The sequence below is a fragment of the Mesorhizobium sp. P2_D6 genome, assembly GCF_056404315.1.
Window position 1 is genome coordinate 72,245 of sequence record NZ_JBFUEG010000013.1, and the last position, 19,046, is coordinate 91,290.

At 62.8% G+C, this 19,046-nt stretch carries 16 protein-coding genes; 13 read left to right on the top strand and 3 right to left on the bottom strand.

Annotated elements, in window-relative coordinates:
- Window positions 1-51: 51 nt before the first annotated feature.
- Window positions 52-879, bottom strand: a complete 828-nt coding sequence (locus tag AC1D1L_RS24285; protein ID WP_477343966.1) for a MurR/RpiR family transcriptional regulator — start codon at window positions 877-879, stop codon at window positions 52-54.
- Window positions 880-1,025: 146 nt separating this feature from the next.
- Here AC1D1L_RS24285 and AC1D1L_RS24290 point away from each other — a divergent pair, with 146 nt between their 5' ends.
- From AC1D1L_RS24290 to AC1D1L_RS24350, 13 genes are all read left to right on the top strand, one after another.
- Window positions 1,026-1,844, top strand: coding sequence for an N-formylglutamate amidohydrolase (locus AC1D1L_RS24290; protein WP_477343967.1), 819 nt, complete (start codon window positions 1,026-1,028; stop codon window positions 1,842-1,844).
- 18 nt (window positions 1,845-1,862) lie between these two features.
- Entirely contained in the window at window positions 1,863-3,407 is a 1,545-nt protein-coding gene (locus AC1D1L_RS24295; RefSeq protein ID WP_352586232.1) for an amino acid permease, read from the top strand.
- Window positions 3,408-3,484: 77 nt separating this feature from the next.
- Window positions 3,485-5,041, top strand: coding sequence for an amino acid permease (locus tag AC1D1L_RS24300; RefSeq protein ID WP_477343968.1), 1,557 nt, complete (start codon window positions 3,485-3,487; stop codon window positions 5,039-5,041).
- An 85-nt stretch (window positions 5,042-5,126) separates the two neighbouring features.
- A complete protein-coding gene (locus AC1D1L_RS24305) occupies window positions 5,127-6,497 on the top strand; it encodes a glutamine synthetase family protein (RefSeq protein WP_477343969.1) in 1,371 nt (456 codons plus the stop codon).
- Window positions 6,498-6,629: 132 nt separating this feature from the next.
- The gene (locus AC1D1L_RS24310) at window positions 6,630-8,018 is read left to right on the top strand and encodes an aldehyde dehydrogenase family protein (protein ID WP_477343971.1); all 1,389 of its coding nucleotides are present in this window, start codon (window positions 6,630-6,632) and stop codon (window positions 8,016-8,018) included.
- A gap of 18 nt (window positions 8,019-8,036) precedes the next feature.
- A complete protein-coding gene (locus AC1D1L_RS24315; RefSeq protein ID WP_477343972.1) occupies window positions 8,037-9,209 on the top strand; it encodes an iron-containing alcohol dehydrogenase in 1,173 nt (390 codons plus the stop codon).
- A gap of 242 nt (window positions 9,210-9,451) precedes the next feature.
- Window positions 9,452-10,558 (top strand): ABC transporter substrate-binding protein, encoded by a 1,107-nt coding sequence (locus AC1D1L_RS24320; protein WP_142866056.1) that lies wholly within the window; start codon window positions 9,452-9,454, stop codon window positions 10,556-10,558.
- A 63-nt stretch (window positions 10,559-10,621) separates the two neighbouring features.
- Complete coding sequence (locus tag AC1D1L_RS24325; protein WP_112559240.1) at window positions 10,622-11,536, top strand: ABC transporter permease; 915 nt, start codon at window positions 10,622-10,624, stop codon at window positions 11,534-11,536.
- The gene (locus tag AC1D1L_RS24330; RefSeq protein WP_352556041.1) at window positions 11,533-12,324 is read left to right on the top strand and encodes an ABC transporter permease; all 792 of its coding nucleotides are present in this window, start codon (window positions 11,533-11,535) and stop codon (window positions 12,322-12,324) included. The genes AC1D1L_RS24325 and AC1D1L_RS24330 overlap by 4 nt, the downstream gene beginning before the upstream one ends.
- A gap of 30 nt (window positions 12,325-12,354) precedes the next feature.
- On the top strand, window positions 12,355-13,419 hold the full coding sequence (locus tag AC1D1L_RS24335; protein ID WP_112559242.1) for an ABC transporter ATP-binding protein: 1,065 nt from the start codon (window positions 12,355-12,357) through the stop codon (window positions 13,417-13,419).
- Between the two features lie 148 nt (window positions 13,420-13,567).
- Entirely contained in the window at window positions 13,568-15,121 is a 1,554-nt protein-coding gene (locus AC1D1L_RS24340; RefSeq protein WP_477343973.1) for a cation:proton antiporter, read from the top strand.
- 204 nt (window positions 15,122-15,325) lie between these two features.
- Complete coding sequence (locus AC1D1L_RS24345; RefSeq protein ID WP_477343974.1) at window positions 15,326-16,234, top strand: endonuclease/exonuclease/phosphatase family protein; 909 nt, start codon at window positions 15,326-15,328, stop codon at window positions 16,232-16,234.
- Window positions 16,235-16,241: 7 nt separating this feature from the next.
- Window positions 16,242-17,087 (top strand): EamA family transporter, encoded by an 846-nt coding sequence (locus AC1D1L_RS24350; protein ID WP_477343975.1) that lies wholly within the window; start codon window positions 16,242-16,244, stop codon window positions 17,085-17,087.
- Here AC1D1L_RS24350 and AC1D1L_RS24355 read toward each other — a convergent pair.
- The gene (locus AC1D1L_RS24355) at window positions 17,074-17,391 is read right to left on the bottom strand and encodes a Dabb family protein (RefSeq protein ID WP_477343976.1); all 318 of its coding nucleotides are present in this window, start codon (window positions 17,389-17,391) and stop codon (window positions 17,074-17,076) included. The two genes, AC1D1L_RS24350 and AC1D1L_RS24355, sit on opposite strands and share 14 nt — an antisense overlap.
- 21 nt (window positions 17,392-17,412) lie before the next feature.
- The gene (locus AC1D1L_RS24360; protein WP_477343977.1) at window positions 17,413-19,041 is read right to left on the bottom strand and encodes a GMC family oxidoreductase; all 1,629 of its coding nucleotides are present in this window, start codon (window positions 19,039-19,041) and stop codon (window positions 17,413-17,415) included.
- Between the last annotated feature and the right edge of the window lie 5 nt (window positions 19,042-19,046).

A 19,046-nucleotide genomic window follows, 5' to 3' on the forward strand; every position in this document is an offset into this window, starting at 1 on the left:
TGCACATTAAGTCTGCGTAACGTTGCGCGCCTGAGGCCGGGATTGAGGCTGTCAGCGCAGTCCTTCCAGGTCCCGGATACGCTTGGCGCTGTCGGCCTCGAGCTGCCGGGTGACAGCGCCGATCAGTGTCTCGGCGACAACGAACAATGCCGCTGAGGAATCCCACGCTGACGGCACAGCGGTGCGTCCGGCGATGACATGGCGGGCGAAGCGGGCGATCGGCGACAGCCACTGGTCCGTGAACAGCACGATCTGCACCCCGCGCTGATGCGCCGTCTCGGCAAAGCGCACCAGACTGTCCTGGTAGCGCCTTATGTCGAAGATCACCAACACGTCGCGCTTGCCCATGTCGATCAGACGGTCCCGCCAGATGCTCTCCTGGCCGGCAAGGTGATAGACATCGGGCTGGATGATGGCGAGGTGGGCGGCCATGTAGCGCGCCAGCGGATCGGTGAAGCGGCCGCCGATCAAAAAGGTCTTGCCGCGCCGCTCGGCAAGCCTGGTGGCGATATCGGCAAGCTGCCTGTCGGAGAGATGCCGGAAGGTCTCGCGCATATTGTCCAGCGTCGCCTCCAGCATCGGCGATACGGCACTGCTGCCCGGCGAGGCGGGGTTGAGCGTGCGCGATGCCGGCGACTGCAATTGCGCCGCCAGTTCGTCCTGCAGCGCCGACTGGAATTCGGGATAGTTCTGGAAACCCAGCCTGGAGACGAAGCGCAGGATGGTCGGCGACGACACACCGGCGGCGGCCGAGAATTCGGCAACCGTCTTCAGGCCGATCAACGGATAGTTGGCAATCAGCGTCTGCGCGGCGCGGCGCTCGCCGGCCGGCATCGTGCCGATGCGGTCCGAAATCAGTTCGGCAATGCTGGAAATCATAGTTTTCCCCCGCCCTTGGCCCGGTCCGTCATGCTTCCCCGAAATCGCATTTGACAAAGCCTGACAAACTGTATGAAATCATCCACAGGGACGCAATGAGGCAAAATACGTAACATAAGATACAGCGCTCCCCAGGGGACGGCAGTATGGAGAGAGCACGGCCCGCCAGCCTTGCATCGTCTGATACCGTAGGGGTGACGAACCCCGGCGGATCCAGTCCTTTCGTGCTGACCTGCGACCACGCTTCCAATTTCCTGCCGGGCGAATTCGGCACGCTCGGCCTGAGCGCAGAAGATCTTTCCCGCCACATCGCCTGGGACCCCGGCGCGCTGCCGGTGGCAAGCCGCATAGCTGAGGCGCTTGATGCGACGCTCATCGAAACCCGCATCTCGCGGCTCATCGTCGACTGCAATCGTCCGCTCGACGCTCCGGACCTGGTGCCGCCGGTCAGCGAGACGACGATCATTCCAGGCAATGCCGGCCTGTCGGACAGTGAGCGCGCCGAACGCATCGCTTTGTCATGGCGCCCCTTCCACGACACGATCGCCAACATCATCGACGACCGGCTGGCGCGCGGACAGGAAACGCGGCTGGTGTCGGTGCATTCCTTCACCCCGGTCTACAAGGGCAAGAACCGGCCCTGGCATATCGGCATCATCCACGATGACGACCGCCGTCTGGCGTCGCCGCTGATAGCGGCGTTGCAGCGTCTTGCCGGCGTTACCGTCGGCGTCAACGAACCCTATTCGCCGTCCGACCGCGTTTATTTCACTTTGGAGCGCCATGCGCGCTCACGCGGCCTTGCCTGCGCGATGATCGAAATCCGCAACGACGAAATATCCGGCGAGACCGGGCAGCGGAAATGGGCGGATCTGCTCACCGGCATTTTTTCGAATCTGGAACCCGAGGAGGCCAAGGGTTTCAGACGGCACGCAATGGGAAAGTCAGTTCAATCGGCCAGCTAGAAACAACAGGGGACGAAAATGGCAGGACCGGATACATCAGACCATGAGAGGTCGGAGGACGTAAAAACCCTCCATAGCATGGGCTATGCCCAGGAGCTGGCTCGCCGTATGAGCGGTTTCTCGAACTTCGCAATTTCCTTTTCGATCATTTGTATTCTGGCGGGCGGCATCACGTCTTTCCCGCTGGCCATGGCTACCGGCAGTGGCTTCGAGGCGACTGTCGGCTGGATCATCGGCGGCGTCTTCGCACTTGTCGTGGCTGCGTCGCTTGGCCAGATTGGCTCGGCGTACCCAACGGCCGGCGGCCTCTACCACTGGTCGTCAATTCTTGGCGGACGTGGCTGGGGCTGGGCCACGGCCTGGATCAACCTGCTTGGCTTGGTCTTCGTCGTCGCCTCGGTCAATGTCGGTGTCTATGCACTGTTCAAGGACCTTGTCTGGTCCGGCGTGTTCGGGCACGACGTATCCGCCTGGGGGTATCAGGAGCAGGTAATCGGCGTTGTGATCATCACGGTCGCGCAGGCGCTGATCAACCATTTCGGCATCAAGCTCACCACCATACTGACCGATTTCTCGGGCTACCTCATTCTGGTCGTCGCCGTCGTGTTGACCGCGATGTTCCTGATCTGGGGCGCAAGCTGGGATTTCTCGCGGCTCACCACCTTCGTCAACAATACGGGTGATCCAGGCGCCGGATACGTTCCCACCGCACGGACGGCACTCGTCGCCTTCCTGATCGGCCTGCTCTACCCACTTTACACGATCACCGGCTTCGACGCTTCGGCCCACACATCCGAAGAGACCCACAATGCCCGCGTGGCGGTGCCGCGCGGCATGATCCATTCGGTTCTGTGGTCGCTGGTGTTTGGCTTCGTCATGGCCGTGTCATTCGTTCTTGCCAGCCCCGATCTGGCAGCAACGGCCAAGGATGGCGCCAATGCCTGGTTCAATCTCTTCAACAACCTGCCGGCACCATTCTGGCTGAAGAGCATCATTGCCATCGCAATCGTGCTGGCGAACTTCATCTGCGCGCTCGCCGGACTGACGTCGACCTCGCGCATGATCTTTGCCTTTGCGCGTGACGGCGGCCTGCCCGGTTCGTCGGTGTGGAAAACCGTCAGCCCGACATGGCGTACGCCGGTGGCGGCAATCTGGCTCGGAGCGGTGCTCGCGGTCGCAGCGACATTGTACTCGCCGGCCTTTGCCGCACTGGCCGCCGGCTGTGCATTGTTCCTCTACGTGTCCTACGCCATGCCGGTGGCGGCTGGACTGCTTGCGGAAGGCAAGAGCTGGACCGAATTCGGCCCGTTCCGCCTCGGTATCTGGTCCAAGCCATTCGCCGTCATCACGGTGCTTGGCGTTCTGGTCCTCATGTATGCCGGCATCCAGCCGCCATTCGACATCCTGATCAACTATGCCATCGGCCTGATCGTTCTGCTCGTGGTTCTGTGGTTCGGCATCGAGTCGCGCCGCTTCAAGGGCCCGCCGATCGGCGCCGATATTGCTCGCCGCGCGGTGGAGATCGCGGCTGCGGAAAAAGCCGTTGGTCAGACGGCGGGCTAACAGCAAGACTACATGCTCCGGCCGGCGCAAGCCGACCGGGGCAGGGCGGCCAGCTAAGAACGCAAAGGGGACTTCAAATGGCAGCACCGGGTTATTCAGACGTCGACAAGGCGGAGGACGTAAAGCACCTCCACAGCATGGGCTATGCCCAGGAACTGGAGCGGCGGCTCAGCCGCTTCTCTAATTTCGCGGTTTCCTTTTCCATCATCTGCATCCTGTCGGGCGGCATCAATTCGCTGGCGCAGGCAACGTCGGGCGCCGGCGGCATCGGCATCGGCATCGGCTGGCTGGTCGGCTGCTTCGTCTCGCTGACCTTCGCGGTCGCCATGTCGCAGATCAGCTCGGCCTATCCAACGGCCGGCGGCCTCTATCACTGGGGTTCTATCCTCGGCAATCGCGGAACCGGCTGGGTGACGGCCTGGCTCAATCTGCTTGGCCTGATCACCGTGCTCGGCGCCATCAATGTCGGCACCTGGACGTTCTTCATCGGCGCTTTTGGGCCGACGCTCGGCATCGAGGGAACGCTCACCAACCAGATGATTTTTCTGATTATCATCACCGGCGCCCAGGCGCTGATCAACCATCTCGGCATCAAGCTGACGGCGAAGCTGACCGACTTTTCGGGCTATCTGATCTTCTTCGGTTCGATCCTGATCGCGGTCGTCTGCCTGTTCTCCGCCGAGACCTGGGATTTCAGCCGGCTCTTCACCTTCCACAACTACTCGGGCGAAGCCGGTGCTAGCGTCTGGCCGTCCGTATCGAACGCCTGGGTGTTCGCGCTTGGCCTCCTGCTGCCGATCTATACGATCACCGGCTACGATGCTTCGGCGCACACGTCGGAGGAAACCATCAAGGCAGCATCCTCGGTGCCGCGCGCCATGGTCATGTCAGTGATCTGGTCGGCGGTGTTCGGCTACCTCTTCCTGGCCGCCTTCGTGCTGATGATCCCGAACATGGATGACGCAGCCAAGCAGGGCTGGAACGTGTTCTTTTGGGCTTTCGACCAGCGCGTCAGCCCCGGCCTCAAGGAGTTCGTCTACCTCGTGGTGTTCATCGCCCAGCTGCTGTGCGGCCTGGCGACCGTCACCTCGGCTTCGCGCATGATCTTCGCCTTCTCGCGTGACGGCGGCCTGCCCGGCTCGGCGGCGCTGGCCAAGGTCAGCCCGACCTACCGCACGCCGGTGGCGGCTATCTGGACGGCATCGGTCCTGTCGGTTCTGTTCGTCTGGGGTTCGACGCTGGTCTCGGTTGCCGGCACCTCGGCCTATACCATCGTCGTGTCCTGCACCGTCATCTTCCTGTTCCTGTCCTTCACCGTGCCGATCGTGCTCGGTATGCTGGCCTGGGGCACACCGAAGTGGGACAAGATGGGGCCGTGGAACATGGGCCGCGCCATCTTCATGCTGTTCGGCGTTCTCTCGATCGTGTCGATGATCCTGATCTTCGTCATCGGCATCCAGCCACCGAACGACTGGGCGCTCTACATCACCGTCGGCTTCTTCATCCTGACGGCGATCGTATGGTTCGCATTCGAACGCAACCGCTTCCAGGGTCCGCCGCTGGGCGACATCATCGCGGCCCGCCAGGCCGCGATCAAGGCAGCCGAACAGGCGGTCGGCGAAACCGGCCACTGACGTCAACCATCATGGTCATGGCCGGCGCTCCGCCGGCCATGGTTTCATTTACCCCTCAATCGACCAGCGCTGGAGTGCCAAAGGAATGGCCGGAAATTTCTCGTTCGATCAGTTGAAGAAAGCGGTCTCCAATGGCGAGATCGACACGGTGCTGGCCTGCATCGTCGACATGCAGGGGCGGCTCGCGGGAAAGCGTTTCCTGGCGCAGTACTTCGTCGATTCCGCCCATGACGAGACGCACGGCTGCAACTATCTCTTGGCCGCCGACATCGATATGGAGCCGGTGCCGGGCTACAAGGCGGCAAGCTGGTCGAAGGGCTATGGCGACTTCGTCATGAAGCCGGATCTGGCGACGCTGCGGCGCCTTCCGTGGCTGGAAAAGACAGCACTTGTGATCTGCGACGTGCTCGACCACCACACCCATGACGACCTGCCGCATTCGCCGCGCGCCATCCTGAAGAAGCAGGTCAAGCGGCTGACAGAGCGTGGCTATATCGGCTACTTCGCCTCCGAGCTCGAATTCTATCTGTTCAACGAGACCTATGATTCCGCCCGCAAGAAGCACTGGCAGGGCCTCGACACCGCCTCGCCCTATATTGGCGACTACCAGATCGGCATCACCACCAAGGAAGAAGGTGTCATGCGCCGGCTTCGCAACGAGATGGAAGCGGCCGGCATCCCTATCGAGAATTCGAAGGGCGAATGGGGTCCGGGCCAGGAAGAGATCAATGTGCGCTATGCCGAGGCGCTCGACATGGCCGACCGCCACGTCATCCTGAAGAACGGCGCCAAGGAGATTGCCGAGTCCGAAGGCAAGTCGATTTCCTTCATGTCGAAGTACAATTACGGGCTCGCCGGCAATTCCAGCCACATCCACAATTCGCTGTGGAGCGCCGACGGCAAGACGCCGCTGTTCTTCGACAAAAAGGCGGACTGGACTTTGTCGACGCTCGGCCAGCAATGGGCGGCGGGGCAGCTGAAATACGCCAAGGAGTTCACCTGGTTCCTGGCGCCCTACATCAACTCCTACAAACGCTTCCAGGCCGGCACCTTCGCGCCGACCAAGATCATGTGGAGCGAGGACAACCGCACCGCCGGCTTCCGCCTGTGCGGCGAGGGCACCAAGGGCATCCGCATGGAATGCCGCATCGGCGGCGCCGATCTGAACCCTTATCTTGCTTTCGCCGCGCTGATCGCGGCCGGCCTTGCCGGCATCGATGAGAAGCTGGAACTGCAGAAGCCGTTCGTCGGCGATGCCTATCAGGCCTCGCGCCTGCCCGAGATTCCGAAGACGCTTCGGGACGCCACCGAGACGCTGGCAAAGTCGAAGATGCTGAAGCAGGCGCTCGGCGAGGACGTGCTCGAACATTACGTCCACACCGCGAAGTGGGAGCAGTTCGAATACGACCGCCGCATTACGGATTGGGAACTGCACAGGGGGTTCGAGCGGTACTAGGGTAGCCTGCGAAACGTCGACTGCCTCGCGCTCTTTCCCCGTTGAGAATGGGAGAGAGTGCGCCAGCGTTGGAACGGGGCAGCGCCAAGCCATGTCATTCTTTGATTGTTGTAAAAGTACGAGGACTTACAAATGACCGAAACGGTCAAACTCAAATCCCCCATCGATGGTTCGATCTATGCCGAGCGGCCGATCGCGACCGACCAGGCGATCAATGCCGCGGTCGAGCGCGCCAAGGCGGCGCAGGAGAAATGGGCGCTCACGCCGATCGTCGAGCGCGGCAAGTACATGCTGGCAATGCTGGAAGCGCTGGTCGCGATGACCGACGAGATCGTGCCGGAGATCGCCTGGCAGATGGGGCGCCCGGTGCGCTATGGCGGCGAGTTCGGCGGCGTTAGGGAACGCACCAACTATATGGTCGAGATCGCTGAAGCTGCGCTGAAGTCGGTGCCGGCGTCCAATCCGAAGGACGGCTTCCGCCGCTATGTGAAGAAAGATCCGCTCGGCGTCGTCATGGTGATCGCGCCGTGGAACTATCCTTATCTGACCGCGGTCAACACCATCGTGCCGGCGCTGATGGCCGGCAACACGGTTATCCTGAAGCATGCGGCGCAGACGCTGCTAGTCGGTGAACGTTTTCAGCTGGCCTTCGACAAGGTTGGCCTGCCAAAGGGTGTGTTCCAGAATGTCGTGCTCAACCATGCCCAGACCGAGAAGCTGCTTGGCTCCGGCAAGATCGACCATGTCAATTTCACCGGTTCGGTCGGCGGTGGCCGCGCCATCGAGAAGGCGGCGGCAGGCACCTTCATGACACTCGGCCTCGAGCTCGGTGGCAAGGATCCGGCCTATGTGCTGCCCGACGCCAAGCTCGACCATGCGGTGGCCAATCTGGTCGACGGCGCCTTCTACAATTCCGGCCAGTGCTGCTGCGGCATCGAGCGCGTCTATGTGCATGAGAAGGTCTACGACCAGTTCGTCGAAGGCTTCATTGCCGAGACGAAGAACTATGTCGTCGGCAATCCGCTGGAGCAGGCGACGACAATGGGGCCGATGGCGCAGGCGCGCTTTGCCGACCTGATCCGCGAGCAGAAGGCCGAGGCGCTGCGCAAAGGCGCGGTGGCACATATCAATATGAAGGTGGCTAATGACCAAGCCGGCTCGCCCTACCTGGCGCCGGAAGTGCTGACCAGTGTCGACCACCAGATGAGCGTCATGCGCGAGGAAAGCTTTGGTCCGATCGTCGGCATCATGAAGGTGCGCAACGACGAGGAGGCGATCGCGCTGATGAACGACAGCCCCTACGGGCTGACTGCCTCGATCTGGACGCGCGACACTGAGCACGCCATCGCGATCGGCGACCGCGTCGAGACCGGCACCGTGTTCATGAACCGCTGCGACTATCTCGATCCGGCGCTGGTCTGGACCGGCGTCAAGGACACCGGCAAGGGCGTTGCCCTGTCGGCGCTCGGCTACGACAATCTGACCCGGCCGAAATCCTTCCACCTGCGCGAAGCCATCTGATTTTTTGAAAGACAAGACATGTCCAAGCTGATCTCCAAATGGAACTACCCGACCACCGTCCGCTTCGGTGCCGGGCGCATCAAGGAATTGCCCGAGGTGCTGGAAGCGACCGGCATCAAGCGGCCGCTGTTCGTCACCGATCCGGGGCTGGCGAAACTGCCTGTGGTCGCTTCGACGCTGAAGATCCTCGACGACGCCAAGGTGCCCTATGGCGTGTTTTCCGAGGTGAAGCCGAACCCGGTCGATTCCAACCTCACCGCCGGCATTGCCGTGTTCAAGAAGGGCAAGCATGACGGCGTCATCGCCTTCGGTGGCGGCTCGGCGCTCGATCTCGGCAAGCTGATCGCCTTCCAGGCCGGGCAGACGCGGCCGGTGTGGGATTTCGAGGATGTCGACGACTGGTGGACGCGTGCCAATTCCGACGCCATCGCGCCGATCATTGCCGTGCCAACGACGGCCGGCACCGGCTCGGAGGTCGGCCGTGCCGGCGTCATCACCAATGAGGCGACGCACACCAAGAAGGTCATCTTCCATCCGAAGCTTTTGCCGGCAATCGTCATTGCCGATCCGGAACTGTCGGTCGGCATGCCCGGTTTCATCACCGCCGGAACCGGCATGGATGCGCTGGCACACTGCCTCGAAGCCTATTGCGCGCCGGGCTACCACCCGATGGCCGACGGCATCGCCGTGGAAGGTGTGCGCCTGGTGTTCGAGAACCTGCCCAAGGCCTATGCCAACGGCAAGGACCTCGTGGCCCGCGCCCATATGATGAGCGCTGCGGCCATGGGCGCTGCCGCCTTCCAGAAGGGGCTGGGCGCCATCCATTCGCTGTCGCATCCGATCGGCGCGCTCTACGACACCCATCACGGCATGACCAATGCCGTGTTCATGCCCTATGTGCTGGCTTTCAACCGGGACTCGATCGAAGAGCGGATCGCTCGGCTTGCCGCCTATTGCGGCATCAAGGGCGGCTTCGACGGTTTCGCCAAGGCGATCATCAAGCTGCGCAAGGAGCTCAAGGTGCCGCATGCGCTGCCCGATCTGATCAAGGGGCTCGACATGGACAAGAAGCGCAAGGGGCTGATCGCCGACATGGCGGTGGTCGATCCGACCGCCGGCGGCAATCCTGTCAAGCTGACCAAGAAGGCGGCGCTGACGCTGCTTGAGAACGCCCTAGCCGGCACTGTGTGAGGCGGCTTGCGGCGCCGGAAGTGATCTGGAAACGAGGGGAAAGGAAAGGGCAAGGGGGCAAAGGGCAAGGCAATAAACCATTAGCCGGGAAATTAAGTGGAGGCTGATTGCTACAGCCCGTTAAAAAGAGTTAACTTTTCGCACCGCCGGGGGCCAGTTTCAAAAAGCTTTCATCTGGCTGTCATATGAAAAAGATACCGCATCGCAGGCGTCCAGCGACGCCAGTTCAACGGAGAGAACACATGTTCAAGTTTACGGGGAAAGTGCTTTCCCTATCGGCCGTCGCCCTCATGGCGACCTCTGCTATCTCATCGGCCCAGTCCATGGATGAACTGGTTGCCGCGGCGAAGAAGGAAGGCCAACTCACCACAATTGCGCTGCCGCATGACTGGTGCGGTTACGGCGCCGTCATCGACGGCTTCAAGGCGAAGTATCCGGAAATCACCGTCAACGAACTCAACCCCGATGCCGGCTCCGGCGACGAGGTCGAGGCGATCAAGGCCAACAAGGACAACAAGGGCCCGCAGGCTCCCGACGTCATTGATGTCGGCCTGTCCTTCGGCCCGACCGCCAAGGCCGACGGCCTTATCCAGGCCTACAAAGTGTCGACCTGGGACTCGATCCCGGACAGCGCCAAGGATGCCGACGGTTTCTGGACCGGCGACTACTACGGCGTGCTGTCCTTCCTGGTGAATAAGGATCTCGTCAAGGAAGCACCGGCTGACTGGGCTGACCTGCTGAAGCCGGAATTCGCCAACACCGTGGCGCTTGCAGGCGACCCGCGCGCCTCGAACCAGGCCATCCAGGCCGTCTACGCGGCCGGCCTTTCAGGCGGCGCGGCTGCCGGCGAAGCTGCCGGTACCGCCGGCCTCGACTTCTTCAAGAAGCTCAATGCCGCCGGCAATTTCGTGCCAGTCATCGGCAAGCCGGCGACCCTGGCTCAAGGCCAGACGCCGATCCTGGTGACCTGGGACTACAATGCACTTGCCGGTCGCGACACGCTGAAGGGTAATCCGCCCGTCGACGTCGTCGTGCCGAAGACGGGTGTCGTTGCCGGCGTCTACGTGCAGGCGATCAGTGCTTTCGCACCGCATCCGAACGCTGCCAAGCTCTGGCTGGAGTATCTCTACTCCGACGAAGGCCAGATCGGCTGGCTGAAGGGCTATTGCCACCCGATCCGCTTCAACGATCTTGCCAAGAACGGCAAGCTTCCGGCGGACGTGATGGCCAAGCTGCCGCCGGCTGAGGCTTACGCTGCGGCGGTGTTCCCGACGCTGGACGAGCAGGGCAAGGCAAAGGAAGCCGTCACCAAGAACTGGGATGCCGTCGTCGGCGCCAACGTCAAGTAAGGCTTGAAGCCAACCGGGCGGCCTCGCGGCCGCCCGGTTTTCCTCGGAGACGGTAGCCGGCGCATGACAGATCTCTCGCTTTCCGATCACGCAGTCGCCGGGAAGACCGCGCCCCCCAGCGAGGCGCGCGCATTGCGACTGCCGACGCAATGGCTCGGTGTCGCGCCATTTTTCATCTTCGCAATCATGTTCCTGATCTTGCCCACGCTCTATCTGATGCTGGGCGCATTCCAGAACGATGCCGGCGAATTCACGTTCGAAAACATAGCGGCGCTGGCGCAGCCATCGATTGTCGCCGCCTACTGGATCTCGCTCAAGGTCAGCCTTTCCTCGGCGCTGATCGGTGCCTTCGCCGGGCTCGCCATCGCCATCGCGATCGTGCGCGGCGGCCTGCCGGAGTGGATACGCTCGGCAACGCTAACCTTTTCCGGCGTTGCTTCCAATTTCGCCGGCGTACCGCTGGCCTTCGCCTTCCTCGCGACCCTGGGACGGCTCGGTCTCGCAACGGTGCTTCTGAACACGGTGTTCGGCCTCAACATCTACGCACACGGCTTCAACATCCTGTCGTTCTGGGGCCTGACGCTGACCTATGTCTATTTCCAGATCCCGCTGATGGTGGTCATCATCACGCCGGCGATCGACGGTTTGAAGAAGGAGTGGGGCGAGGCCGCCGCGACGCTCGGCGCCACCCAGGCGCAATACTGGCGCATGGTAGTGATCCCGGTGATCTGGCCGAGCTTCCTCGGCACGGTCATCCTGCTCTTCGCCAATGCCTTCGGCGCTATCGCCACCGCTTATGCGCTGACCGGCTCCTCCCTCAACATCGTGCCGATCCTGCTCTATGCGCAGATCCGCGGCGACGTGCTGCACAATGCTCATCTCGGCTATGCGATCGCCTTCGGCATGATCGTCATCACCGGGCTCGCTAATGTCTTCTACATCTGGTTCCGGACGCGTTCGGAGAGGTGGCTGAAATGAAGTCCGGCAAATTCTGGGCCTGGGTCGTCTTCGCGCTGGGCGCGGCCTATTTCTTCATTCCGCTGATCGCAACCGTGGAATTTTCCATGCGCATGCGGCGCGGCGCCTATTCCTTCGATGCCTATCAGATCGTGCTTGGCGACCCTCGTTTTCAGGCGACCTTTGGCTACTCGGTGCTCGCGGCCGTCTTCACCATCATTCTCGGCGTGTTGATCGTGGTGCCCGCCGCCTACTGGATTCGGCTGCGCCTGCCGCAACTGCGGCCGATCGTCGAGTTTATCACGTTGCTGCCGCTGGTCATTCCGGCCATCGTCATCGTCTTCGGCTATATCAGGATGTACGGTTCGAATTCGCCGCTGCCGTTCCTGGCGACCGACATGGGTACAAATGCCTTGCTGGTCATCGGTTATGCGATGCTGGCGCTGCCCTACATGTACCGTGCGGTGGACACCGGACTTCGCACCATCGACGTGCGTACGCTGACGGAAGCGGCACAGATCCTTGGCGCCGGCTGGGGCACGATTATCACCCGCGTCATCCTGCCCAATGTTCTGATCGCGGTGTTGTCGGGCGCCTTCCTCACGTTCGCCATCGTCATTGGCGAATTCACCATGGCCAGCCTGCTCAACCGACCCGCCTTCGGCCCCTATCTGCAAAACGTTGGCGCCAACCGCGCTTATGAGCCGGCGGCGCTTGCCATCATCGCTTTCGCCATCACCTGGGGCTGCATGTCGCTGATCCAGATCCTGTCCCGGTTCGCGCCGAGATCGGCGAACCGCCCGAACTGATCGACAAAGTACTGATCGAAAGAAAAAGCCATGGCCGAACCATTCCTCTCCATCCAGCATGTGCGAAAATCCTTCGGCGCCACCACTGTGGTCGAGGATTTCAATCTCGATGTCGAGCCGGGCGAGTTCGTTTCCTTCCTCGGGCCGTCCGGCTGCGGCAAGACCACCGTTCTGCGAATGGTCGCCGGTTTCGAAGAGCCGTCGGCGGGCAAGATCGTCGTTGCAGGCAAGGACATCACCAGGCTGAAGCCAAACCAGCGCAATGTCGGCATGGTGTTCCAGGCCTATGCGCTGTTCCCCAACCTGACAGTGGCGCAGAACATCGGCTTTGGACTGAAGGTCGCCGGCATGCCCAGGGCAGATATCGATGCCCGCGTTGCCGAGATGCTCGACATCATTAAGCTGCCGCAGATGGCCGACCGCTATCCCTACCAGCTCTCCGGCGGCCAGCAGCAGCGCATTGCGCTGGCGCGGGCGATTGCGCCGAAGCCGAAGCTTTTGCTGCTCGACGAGCCGCTGTCTGCGCTCGACGCCAAGGTGCGCGTGTCGCTGCGCGAGGAAATCCGTTCCATCCAGAAGAAGCTTGGCATCACCACGATCTTCGTCACCCATGACCAGGAAGAGGCGCTGTCGATCTCGGACCGTATCGCGGTGATGTATGGCGGCAAGGCCGAGCAGGTCGGCACGCCGTTCGAGATCTACAACCGCCCGGCAACCAAGTTCGTCGCCAATTTCGTCGGCACGCTGAACGTGCTCGAAGGCAAGGTCACCGATGCCGCGGCCGGCACGGTGCAGGTCAACACGCAGGAGGTCTCGCTCAAGGGCAAGCTCAACGGGTCGAAGTCCGGCGACATGCTGTCTCTGGCGCTCCGGCCGGAGGCGATTTCGCTGGGGCGCCAGCCTGGCCGAGACTCCAGCCTGTCAGGCGAAATTTCCGAAGTGCACTTCCTCGGCTCGGTCATCCGGGTTCGCGTCGGCATCGGCGGTAACACGGTCTCGCTCGACACATTCAACAGCCCGGCAACGCCGCCGCCGGCAGTCGGCGAGAAGGCCGAGATATCGTTCTCGTCGAGCGATATGCTGGTGCTGCACTAATAACAGCAGCATCCAGGAAAACTGAGGCGGTCGATTCAAGCCGGTGCGATGAGCGGCTGCAGGCCAGAGCCGGAAGCGTACTGGACAATCAACAGCATCTTGCCATCCAGCCACTGCCCACGATGCCGCTTCGCCGCTACGATGGGTCATGGCTCTTTTCGAACTGACTCTTGTCCTGCTTCTTGCTGCCGTCGCGCTGACGGCGCTGTCGCGGCGGCTGGAGATTCCCTATCCGTCCTTGCTGGCTCTAGCGGGGGTCGCGATTGCCTTCGTGCCAGGCGCGCCGACGATCGAGATCGATCCGGAACTGGCGCTTGCCTTGTTCATCGCCCCGGTGCTCCTCGACGCTGCCTACGACACCTCGCTGCGCGACCTGAAACGCTACCGGCTGTCGCTGGCGCTGCTGGCGCTTGGCGCCGTTGTCTTTACCACCGTGGTGGTTGCCTTTGTCGGCTGGAAGATGGCTGGCCTGCCGATCGCCGCGGCAATTGCGCTTGGCGCCATTGTCGCGCCGCCGGATGCCGTGGCGGCGTCTGCCGTTCTCAGCCAGTTCAAGGTGCCGCACCGCATCACCGCCATCCTGCAGGGCGAGAGCCTGCTCAACGATGCCACCGCACTGCTGATCTACCGGCTGGCGGTTTCGGCGGCGCTCGGCACGATCATGCTGAGCAACGCCATTCCGGTGATCCTGCTGGCAACGATCGGCAGTCTGGTCGCGGGCTACGTGTTCGGGCGGATATCGCTGCTGACGCTTGGCCGCATCGAGGACGCGGCGAGCAGCACGGTGGTGCAGTTTGCCGGAACCTTTGCCGTCTGGATCATCGCAGACAAGCTCGGCCTTTCCGCCATCATCACCATCGTCGTCTACGCCATCACCATTGCGCGCAGGGCACCCCGCCGCATGTCGGCCAGACGCCGCGTCAGCACCTATTCGGTCTGGGAATCGGCGGTGTTCGTGCTCAACGTGCTGGCCTTCGTGCTGATGGGCCTGCAGGCTCGCTCGATCGTCGGCCGGCTTGCCGGCGACGGGCAGGGCGAAGCCTTTCTCTTTGCCGGAACCGTGCTGGTCGTCGTCATCGTCGCGCGGCTGGTCTGGGTGGGGAGTTACGTCGCCATCATCCGCTGGCTTGCCCGCCTCGGCAGCGAAGAGGCAAGGCGCGATCTGCCGACATTTGGCGGCGCCGTGCTGGTCGGCTGGTGCGGCATGCGGGGACTGGTGACGCTGGTCGTGGCCATTGCCCTGCCGTCCGATTTTCCCCACCGCGACCCGATCGTGCTTGCCGCCTTTGCGGTGGTGCTGGGCACGCTGGTGCTGCAAGGCATGACCCTGAAGCCGCTGCTGCGCTGGATCAACTTCGCCCCGGACAGAACGGTCGACAACGAGGTGGCGCAGGCGCGTGTCGCCGTCATGCAGGCCGCACTCGATGTGCTCAGCCGCAAGACCTCGGCGGCGGCTGCCGTTGTGCGAGAACAGTATGAAGCTCAGCGCGTGATCGCGGAAAACCCGAACGACGCCCAAGCCGCCACCGAATACGACCGGTTGCGCCTCTATGCCATCAACCGCCAGCGCGACACGCTTGAGGAGCTGCGCCGCAACGGCACGATCGGCGACGAGGCCTATCACCGGCTGGAGGAAGAGATCGACTGGGCAGAACTGGCCGCATCGCCGGCGGGCCGGTTCCAACCGCTGACGACCGACTAGCGCCTTCTTTTTGCGCCATCACTTTCCCCGGGACGCCTCGCGGCGTTTTCCGGCGTGCCGAGGATACCGAGCCGGGCGGGAATCGGTGCATGATCGCGCAGCAAGGCGGGGAGGCTTCTGGCACAAGCCGCTTCCATTCTCGTGTACATTGCAACCAATCTGCTGAACCGCTACTGCCAACAGCGAAACTGAGCCGGATAAGCAATGAAGCTGGTCAGCTACAACATCCAGTACGGGTTCGGCAGCGATGGCCGCTACGATCTGACGCGCGCCGCGCGCATTGTCGACGGCGCCGACATCATTGCGCTGCAGGAGGTCGAGCGGCATTGGCAGCGGAGCAATGAGGACGACCAGCCGGAGATCCTGTCCAGGCTGCTGCCGGACTATCATTGGGTTTACGGCCCGGCCTTCGACATGGACGCCAGCGAGGGGCGCGATGGCCGCATCGTCAACCGCCGCCGGCAGTTCGGCACCATGCTGCTGTCGAAGCTGCCGATCGTCTGGTCGCGGCTGCACACGCTGCCGATGCGCCGCACGCTGACGCCACTCAACACCCGCAATGCCGCACTCGAATGCATGATCCGCACGCCTGCCGGCCCGGCAAGGGTTCTGTCGCTGCATCTCGCCCATATCGCGGTGGAGGAGCGGCTGGAGCAGATCGACTATCTGCTTGCCGAACATCGCCGCGCACCGTCCGAGGGCGGACCGTGGAGCGGAATCGATGACGAGCCTGCGCGCAACTGGACCAGCGGCGAAGCCGAGCCGGAAAATCCGATGGCGGCGATCTGGATGGGCGATTTCAACATGGAGCCGGGGAGTGCTGAATACAGCCGCATCGTCGGCAGCACGCCCTATCATCGCGGTGCCGCTTATCTCGACGGTTTCGTCGATGCGGCGTCCATTGCCAGCGAGCCGACGGCTGATTTTCACACCCATGTGAAGACCATCGACGGCAAGGTGGCCAAGCGCCGGCTCGACCATTGCTTCGTCGGTGGCATGTTCGCCGATCGCGTCCGCTCGGTCGGTGCCGATATTGGCGAGGTGGCGTCCGATCACTTCCCGGTCCGGGTCGACATCGATCTCGAAACGCCCCTGGGCTCGGGAGGTCGGTGAGCCCTCCATGACGCTTTTCGTCTTCTTCGCGGTGCTTGCCGCGGCCGCCATGCACGCGATCTGGAATGCGCTGGTCAAGGTGCATCTCGACCGTTTCCTGTCGATCACTCTGATGACGCTGGGCATGGGGTTTGCCGCGCTCTTCGTGCTGCCCTTCGTCGAGTTTCCGAAGGCCGAAGTGTGGCCTTACATCATCGCCTCGGTGATCTTTCACATGGGCTATCGGACCTTCCTGATCGGCGCCTACAAGGCGGGTGATTTCGCCCAGACCTATCCGCTGGCGCGCGGTACAGCGCCGCTGCTGACCGCGCTCGGCGGCATTGTCGTGGTGCAGGAGATGCCGGCGCCGTTCGCCATCCTCGGCATCCTGCTGCTGTCGGCCGGAACGCTGGTGATGTCGTTTCGCGGCGGCGTACATCTGGAGCGGTTCAATCTTCGCGCGGTCGGCTTTGCGCTCGGCACCTCGATCTTTATCTCCAGCTACACGCTCTCCGACGGCAGCGGCGCGCGGCTGGCGGCGACCGCGCAGAGCTACGCCGCCTGGCTGTTCATCTGCGACGCTTTTGGCGCGCTGGTGCTGTGCCTCATCTTTCGCGGGCCCAAGGCACTGCCCGTTCTGGCGCGTGACTGGAAGGCCGGGCTGTTCACCGGCGTGCTCAGCGGCGGCGCCTACTGGATCGTCATGTGGGCAATGACCAAGGCGCCGATCGCCTCGGTGGCGTCGCTGCGCGAGACCTCGATCCTGTTCGCCATGATGATCTCGGTCTTCGCGCTGGGCGAAAAGATGACGGGCTGGCGGGGCGCCGCCGCGCTCAGCATTGTCGCCGGTGTCGTGGCGCTCAGGCTGGGCTGATATCGAGATCGAATACCATCAGCCCGTCGGTGCCGCCTTCGAGTGCAGCGACCAAACGGGCGCCGGCGCGTTGATGCGCCTCATGCACCAGATAGGCGTCGCGGGCGGCGGCATCGCGGAAGTCGATGGTGAAGCCATGGTTGAAACCGCGCGCGAACGGCTCCGGGCTGACATTGGCGCTGAAATAGACAGTGTCCATGCCGTCGACAAAGTAGCGAAGCGCCTCGAGGTCGGCATGAATTGCCGCGCGTTCGGTGGCGGCGACATCGCTGCGGAATTTAACGAAGACGCAGTGCCTGATCATCTGGGGCCCTTCCTGAACTTGTTACGCGGCGCGATTGCCGGAAAACGCCGCCGGCGGCAGCGGCTCGCGGCCAAGAATAATATCCGAGCCCTTTTCGCCGACCATGATGGTCGGCGCATTGGTGTTGGAAGAGGGCACGCGCGGCATCACCGAAGCGTCGCAGACGCGCAAGCCTTCGATGCCGCGCAGGCGCAGGTCCGGTGTCACCACGGCCATATCGTCATGGCCCATGCGGCAGGTGCCTACGGGGTGATGATCGGTCTTGGCGGTGCGGCAGGCATAATCGATCAGCTCTTCATCGCTGGCGAGCGATGGGCCGGGCAGCACTTCGCGCAGCACGTAAGGGGCAAGCGCCTTCTGCCGCATGATTTCGCGCGCGAGTCTCAGCCCCTTGATCGACATCGCACGATCATAGGGATCGGACCAGTAGTTCGGATCGATCAGCGGGTGGTCGGCCGGATCGCCGCTCTTCAGCCGCACCGTGCCGCGCGAGCGCGGGCGCAGGAAGGCCGAGTTCAAGGTGACGCCCGGGTTGTTCAGCTTCTCGACGCCGGCTTCGATGCCGGAGCCGAGGCCGAGATGGAACTGGATGTCGGGCGATGCGGCTGTCGGATCGGCGTACCAGAAACCGCCGGTCTCGAACAGGCTGGACGCGACGGGTCCCTTCTTCAGCAACAGATACTGCAAGCCGGCCCATGCCGTGCGGTGCAGTTTGGCGTAATTGTCGTAGGTGTGGTCGCCGGTGCATTCGGCGATGACGAACAAATCGAGATGGTCCTGCATGTTGGAGCCGACGCCGGGCAGATCATGCACCGGCGTCACGCCGACCGAATTCAGGTGATCGGCCGGGCCGATGCCCGACTGCATCAACAGCTTCGGCGAACCGATGGCGCCGGACGAGACGATCACTTCGCGTTCGGCGCGCAGGATGGTCTTCTGGCCGCCCGGCCTGTCGACGATCTCGACGCCGATGGCGCGGCCTTTCTCGACGACGATGCGGGTCACCAGCACATCGGTCCTGACGGTCAGGTTCTTGCGGGCGCGGATCGGCTTCAGATAGGCGACCGAAGCGGATGAACGCCGGGCGTCCTTCTGGGTCAGCTGGTAATAGCCGACGCCTTCTTGGGCAGCGCCGTTGAAATCCGGGTTGAAGGGGATGCCCATCTCCTGGCCGGCACGGAAATAGGCCTCGCAAATCGGCAGCGGGGAAATCGGGTTCGACACGCCGAGCGGCCCCTGGTCGCCATGAAAATCGTTGGCGAAGCGCTGGTTGTTCTCGGCCCGCTTGAAATAGGGCAGCACGTCCCTATAGCCCCAGCCCGCGAGGCCCTCTTCCTTCTCCCACGCGTCGTAGTCGCGGGCGTTGCCGCGCGTGTAGATCTGGGCATTGATGGAGGAGCCGCCGCCGACCACCTTGGCCTGTGTGTACCAGAAGACGCGATCCTTCATGTTCTTCTGCGGCACAGTCGACCAGCCCCAGGAAGCGATGCCCTTGGTCATCTTGGCAAAGCCCGCCGGCATGTGGATCAGCGGATGCCAGTCCTTGCCGCCTGCTTCCAGCAGCAATACCGAATTGCCCGGATCCTCGCTCAGCCGGTTGGCGAGAACACAGCCGGCCGGGCCGGCGCCAACGATGATGTAGTCGGTCATGGCAT